This window comes from Rhodococcus sp. EPR-147 (assembly GCF_001647185.1).
Lineage (GTDB): Bacteria > Actinomycetota > Actinomycetes > Mycobacteriales > Mycobacteriaceae > Rhodococcoides.
The window spans coordinates 1-626 of the sequence record NZ_LVCU01000591.1 but is presented as its reverse complement, the minus strand read 5'-3'; the positions used below and the strand labels follow the sequence as shown (position 1 = coordinate 626).

Annotated in this window: 1 protein-coding gene; it reads right to left on the bottom strand. The window is 69.8% G+C overall.

What is annotated here, in order from left to right; all coding sequences use genetic code 11:
• Window positions 1-18: 18 nt before the first annotated feature.
• On the bottom strand, window positions 19-626 hold a 608-nt coding region (locus tag A2J02_RS26610), incomplete at its 5' end, for an ATP-binding cassette domain-containing protein (RefSeq protein WP_156516406.1).

Genomic DNA, 626 nt, shown 5'->3' with positions numbered 1-626 from the left:
GAAGAAGCTCGGGGGTGGTCATCGCAGCACCGCGTCCTTGTACTGCGCGTCCGAGGACGCGAGATCGTGGTGCGTTCCCTCGGCGACGACGCGGCCGTCGTCGACGACGAGAACGCGATGGGTCACCGACAGCAGCGCGGGGCTGGTGGTGATGAGGATCGTTGTCTGCGAGCTTCTTTCGGTGTGCCGGAGCTCGGCGATGCCGCGGGCGATGGCGTGCTCGGTGACGGCGTCGACGGCGGTGGTGGGGTCGTGCAGTACCAGGACCGGGGCGTCGACCGACAGCGCTCGCGCCAACGCCACTCGCTGGCGTTGGCCGCCGGACAGGCTGGCTCCGCGGTCGGTGACGGCGTGATCGAGACCCGCCTCGTGCAATTCGACGACGTCGGTGGCCGCGGATGCCTGGAGCACTCGGTCGAGTTCGGCGTCGGGCCGCTCCCGCCCGGCGGTGACGTTGCTGCGGACGGTTCCGGCGAACAGGTCGGTGAGGTGCGGCTCGACGAGAACGGTCTCGCGGGAGCGTCGAAGATCGATCTCTCCCGCCGGAATGCCGCCGACGCGAACAGATCCGGTGTAGTCGGCGTCGGAGATCTGACCGGACAGCAGCGCGGCGAGCGCCTCTCCGT